This is a genomic window from Oceanobacillus sp. CFH 90083, from assembly GCF_009389585.1.
Lineage (GTDB): Bacteria > Bacillota > Bacilli > Bacillales > Amphibacillaceae > Oceanobacillus.
This window is the reverse complement of the sequence record NZ_VIYG01000038.1, coordinates 1-3150: the sequence shown is the minus strand read 5'-3', so window position 1 is coordinate 3150 and position 3150 is coordinate 1. Positions and strand designations below refer to the sequence as shown.

7 protein-coding genes are annotated in these 3150 nt (G+C 32.6%); all 7 read right to left on the bottom strand.

The features are described 5' to 3' along the window. Positions 1-101: 101 nt before the first annotated feature. On the bottom strand, positions 102-590 hold the full coding sequence (locus tag FLK20_RS21370) for an antitoxin YezG family protein (protein WP_152658619.1): 489 nt from the start codon (positions 588-590) through the stop codon (positions 102-104). 2 nt (positions 591-592) lie between these two features. Beyond that, positions 593-778: a hypothetical protein gene (locus FLK20_RS22360; RefSeq protein WP_370453231.1), complete on the bottom strand. Its 186-nt coding sequence runs from the start codon at positions 776-778 to the stop codon at positions 593-595. After that, positions 772-963, bottom strand: a complete 192-nt coding sequence (locus tag FLK20_RS22355) for a DNA/RNA non-specific endonuclease (protein WP_370453230.1) — start codon at positions 961-963, stop codon at positions 772-774. The genes FLK20_RS22360 and FLK20_RS22355 overlap by 7 nt, the downstream gene beginning before the upstream one ends. A gap of 227 nt (positions 964-1190) precedes the next feature. Then, positions 1191-1556: a hypothetical protein gene (locus FLK20_RS21360; RefSeq protein ID WP_152658618.1), complete on the bottom strand. Its 366-nt coding sequence runs from the start codon at positions 1554-1556 to the stop codon at positions 1191-1193. 68 nt (positions 1557-1624) lie between these two features. Continuing rightward, on the bottom strand, positions 1625-2017 hold the full coding sequence (locus FLK20_RS21355) for a CDI toxin immunity protein (protein ID WP_152658617.1): 393 nt from the start codon (positions 2015-2017) through the stop codon (positions 1625-1627). A 194-nt stretch (positions 2018-2211) separates the two neighbouring features. Further along, the gene (locus tag FLK20_RS21350) at positions 2212-2649 is read right to left on the bottom strand and encodes an SMI1/KNR4 family protein (protein WP_152658616.1); all 438 of its coding nucleotides are present in this window, start codon (positions 2647-2649) and stop codon (positions 2212-2214) included. Between the two features lie 13 nt (positions 2650-2662). After that, positions 2663-3150, bottom strand: a 488-nt coding sequence (locus FLK20_RS21345; RefSeq protein WP_152658615.1) for an HNH endonuclease, incomplete at its 5' end; no start/stop codon positions are given.

The following is a 3150-nucleotide window of genomic DNA, read 5'->3' as shown; positions in this document are numbered from 1 at the left end:
GTTTACGAATAAACATCAACATTCCCATGGATTATAACAAAACAGCACCTGACCTATAACATCAAGTGCTGCTATCTTTGTATTTTACTATTTTTTATCCATTAAATCGGATTGTCTGGAAAGTCGCGGAAATACCTTTCAAGCACTTTTTTTGCTTTTTCATCTGTCCGTTCTTCCCCCAAATATTTATATTTCCATATAATCATTTGATCTCCAAAATGATAATCTGTTGCGAACCAATCTGTATAATCATAGTGTATTTTTAGTTTTCCTGTCTTCTCTAAAGACATTGTAAAGGAATACCATAAATCTTGTTCATTTTCTTTAAAAATTCTTCTCAGATCCTTACAAAGTCTATATAACTTTCTTTTCTTTTCTTTAAATTCCTGATTGTTAACGGCAAAATAAGATGGTATATCTAAACTATAATAAAAACTATTTGATTCTTTAGATGTGTTATAAAAAAAATACGTCCCTCCCCCTGTTTCTGAAACCTGTCCATAGAAATAAAATTTCTCCCATTCTTCTGGAATCATCTCATTCACTGTATCAGCTATTTCTCTATAAATCTGATTCATTTCTTTTTCCATATTTAATTACCTCCTGCAGAATTTTCTATTAATCTTTTAAACGTTCCTTCACCTTCTATAGTATACTCTACCTTAAAACGACTTGGTCTTAAAGAGTCGTCTTGATAAACTGGTTTAAACTTACCGATACGTTCTTCGGCGGTGTCTCCTATAATACCTGTGCCCACTGTAGCTCCATCTGCTACCATTCTCCGCCAGCACGATTAAACTGGCTATTTTGTGCAACAAGATTATCAATATCTCCCGGTCCATTAAACTGCGTCCCTATCAAATGTCCTCCGTCATCATCTGGGGGACGGTCTTTTCCTCCTACTTTTAGCTGCATCCATTCTTTTCTCGTTCCCTGCTTCAATACCAGATTATTAGCTTTCACATCTACTATTCTTCCTAATTCATTCGTTGTATATGTAACGTTTAAACCCTTTAGCTTGTTTAATCTTGTCATCTCTTAATTGTTAAAATAGCACTCCTTGATGGTTCAGTCTTCATGAGTTTTCGATTCTCAAACAAATTATTTTCTTATTGTCTCACTCAATATCGGTTGATTTAATATAAAGTAAAAAACCTTGAAAGGCATTTAGCCAATCAAGGTACTTATTATTAACTATTCATATTATCCAAATATTTACTTGCTAAATCAAGGGCAACTCCTAATTTAATTTGATTCTGCTTACTTAAACCTTGTAAATATTGAGGAATAGATTTAGATTCTATAATTGGTTCAATCTCTGCACTATATCGGTCTAATTCAATCTCCAGAATAATGTTTTCATTAATTAATAACTTATATATATCCTCACCTTGTTCAGGTATCCAATCAATAATATAAGCTACTTTCATTTCTGGATATAAACTTCTTATCACTTCAAGTAATCTTTTATTCTCTTCACTTTTGAAAAGTGATTCATTAGATTTTACAAGTTGCTTTCTTATATCTTGTTCCGTCTTACTACCAATTAGTTTCACGTTTTTCATTCCCTTTATTAACTATTTTATTACCCCATAAAGTGGACCCCATTGTCAAGACACCAATTTTATTTTAATCCTATTCTTACTTCACCATCATGAAATATCTCAATAACATATCCTGAAGATGGTGAAAATATCCATGTATCAAAACTTACAGCAGTAACATCATCTATAACTTTAAATACTTTATCTAAAGGAGATTGAATAATAGGTAAAGTTCCTTCGTCCCAAATTACATAAACAACATTACTGTATTCATCCACTTTTTGGTCTAAAAAGGAGATTATCTCATCGACTGTATTCACTTCAGCATGATTAGACACTTTCTCCCATTCAATACGCCTCCACTTAAACGGAAATGAACTTTCAAAATTACTTAATATTTGCTCTCTATTATTATCAGAAAAGACATGTACATCCTCACCTAGTGCTTCAATACACTCATCAAATAAACTCATCTAAAGTCCCCTTATCTATTCAAATGTTTTAATAAAGATTTAAAGGTGATTTCGTTACCCTCAAACGGTTTTATTATCTACTTTACGGTTAGGAGGTTTAGCAATTTGGAGGATAAAGCGACAGGCAAAAAATCAGGGACAGTGAACCTGTCCCTGTGGACCATTGTTTTTCCACCTTGATGATGCCAAGCTTTTTACTCAGATTCATATAAACTATTTAAAAATTTATTAATATTTTCGCCTAAATAATGCATACTTTCCATAAGTTCATCCGTTTCTTGTTCATGGTTCCAAAAATAAACTTGTTCAAAATATTTTTCATTTACTCCTAAACAAATCTGATTGCCTCCTGAATCACTTGCAATGGGAATGAATCCTATATCGATTAAATCATCAAAGAGATCCAATTTTTTCTCTAAATTATTATACATATTACCAATGCCGTAGAATATATTTATAGCGCTCTCACCTTCTTCAGAAGAGATATAAAACACATTTGGATTTACGTATCCTCCGTTATATTTCAGTAAAAAATCCCTATACGATTCCGGGAAATTCAATCCCTGCTCTATTTCAAAATCCTCTAATTCATTTAATGAAAGTTTATCATGTATTAATTCCATTTCTGCCATAATCATTTTCCTCCTATTTTTTATTTTTCCCATTTACAAAGGATTGTCCCCCGATGTGTCTAAATTCATCATGAATATCCGCTTCAACTAACATCATAGTGGTTCCATCTTCATGATGATGCCAAGTATAACCTTCTGGTGGTTGATTTTTTTTAGGTACCGATGGATGAGAATCCTTATTTAACCCAGCTGCTCTATTTGCTGCTTCAAAATCTTTTTGATTATTTTTGGGGATGTGTATCTCGATATTAACAGGTTTAACATCTGGATGTAAAAAGGGTCTAAAGTCTGGATATCCATTTGGATAACTTACAGAAGTCCCTGATCTATTTGTATAAGTCCAAGTACCATTATTATCGATGGAGATACTTCCCCCTTTCCTATACCATCTTTCGGGTATTGGAGAGTTCAAAGGTTTTGTTTCTAAAATATTTTTAGTAAAATCTTCTAATTCCAGCTTGCCATTAACAGTACCCTTATCTCCACTTCCACTATCCTTAG

Excerpts from the sequence above, each read along its gene's own strand:
- FLK20_RS21355 (WP_152658617.1), bottom strand. The coding sequence starts at position 2,017 with ATGAGTTTATTTGATGAGTGTATTGAAGCACTAGGTGAGGATGTACAT.
- FLK20_RS21370 (WP_152658619.1), bottom strand. The coding sequence starts at position 590 with ATGGAAAAAGAAATGAATCAGATTTATAGAGAAATAGCTGATACAGTG.
- FLK20_RS21350 (WP_152658616.1), bottom strand. The coding sequence starts at position 2,649 with ATGGCAGAAATGGAATTAATACATGATAAACTTTCATTAAATGAATTA.
- FLK20_RS22360 (WP_370453231.1), bottom strand. The coding sequence starts at position 778 with ATGGTAGCAGATGGAGCTACAGTGGGCACAGGTATTATAGGAGACACC.